Origin of the sequence: Bradyrhizobium retamae (assembly GCF_001440415.1) — a bacterium.
Lineage (GTDB): Bacteria > Pseudomonadota > Alphaproteobacteria > Rhizobiales > Xanthobacteraceae > Bradyrhizobium > Bradyrhizobium retamae.
Genome location: NZ_LLYA01000116.1, coordinates 1 through 1438, shown reverse-complemented (window position 1 = coordinate 1438; position 1438 = coordinate 1). Strand labels below are relative to the sequence as shown.

The 1438-nt window shown below is 59.4% G+C and carries 1 protein-coding gene; it reads left to right on the top strand.

Annotated features, from left to right (window positions below):
* Window positions 1-45: 45 nt before the first annotated feature.
* Window positions 46-1281, top strand: coding sequence for an IS701 family transposase (locus tag CQ13_RS15205; RefSeq protein ID WP_057843680.1), 1236 nt, complete (start codon window positions 46-48; stop codon window positions 1279-1281).
* Window positions 1282-1438 lie beyond the last annotated feature (157 nt).

Below are 1438 nucleotides of genomic sequence, written 5' to 3'. Positions count from 1 at the left end.
CATTACAGTTGCGTTCTTGGAAGGTTTCTGAATCCATGGGCAACCATGATTCGGAGATCGTGGACGCGGGCAGCGTCGATTGAGGAGACGCTTGCGTTGTGGGCGGCGTCGCTTCGAGAGATCAAGAAGCTGATACGTCCGTTGTTCACGCAAGAGCGTGTTGCGATGAATGCAGGCCTGTTCCTGGAAGGTCTGCTCGGAGATGAGCAGCGCAAGACCGGTTGGATGCGCGCGGAGGCGGCTGGCGATCCAGGCCCATGGCGGCAGCAGGCAATCCTGGGTCGTAGGGATTGGGACGCTGATGCCCTGCGCGATATCGTGCGCGACTATGTCATCGAGCATTTGGCGGATGACGATGCGGTCCTCGTGATCGACGAGACCGGCTTTCTCAAGCAGGGCAAGGCATCGTGCGGAGTGGCGCGGCAATACACTGGTTCGGCGGGTAAGATCACGAACTGTCAGATCGGGGTCTTCGCTGCCTACGTTTCGCGCCACGGTCATGCATTCATCGATCGTGCGCTGTATCTTCCGAAGGAGTGGACCGACGATCCGGATCGTCTGGAAGCGGCCTATGTGCCTGCCGATGTCGGCTTTGCGACCAAACCAAAGCTTGCGACGAGAATGATCGCACGCGCGATAGCCGCGCCTGTACCATTCAGGTGGGTTGCCGGTGATACCGTCTACGGCGTTGGCGACATCGAACAGCAATTACGTCGGGCAGGCAAAGGCTACGTGCTTGGGGTCAGCAGCGCTCATGTGTTTCGATCCTGGGGCAAACGACCGCCGGTCGCCGGTACGGCCGCAGACATCGCGCGGACGCGGCGCTCATCCGACTGGAAGCGCTTGTCGGCGGGAGCCGGAACCAAGGGACCGCGGCTGCACGATTGGTGTTATCTCGAATTGGCCGACCTCGAGGTCGAAGAATTCAACAGCGCAAATCAAGGTCTGTGGACGCGCGGTCTACTGATCCGTCGTCGCATCGCCGATGGTGACCTCGCCTTCTTCACCACCTGGTGCCCAGCGGGAACATCAATTGAAACGCTGATCGCGGTCGAAGGCCATCGATGGGCGATCGAGGACAGCTTTGAGACCGCGAAAAACGAGTTCGGGCTCGATCACAACGAGAGCAGATCCTGGCATGGCTGGCACCGTCACGTGTCCCTGGTGATGCTTGCCTTCGCCATGATGGCCGCGATCCGACATCGAGCTAACCCGCCACCGCCCAAAAAAACAAAACGGCGCCCCCCGGCAAAAGCCAAAACACAACCACGGCGCCGCTGATCCGTTGGTCAATCCAGGAAATCCGCCGCATTGCCATCAGACTCGCTCGAAACCGTATTCAACCCGCACACATCATCGCATGGTCATTTTGGCGTAGAGCTCATCAGGCGGCCGCTCAGCGCGCGCACGTCAAAACAAAAAGGCAACTGTAATGCTA

Coding starts and splice junctions, on each gene's coding strand:
- CQ13_RS15205 (WP_057843680.1), top strand. CDS start 46: ATGATTCGGAGATCGTGGACGCGGGCAGCGTCGATTGAGGAGACGCTT.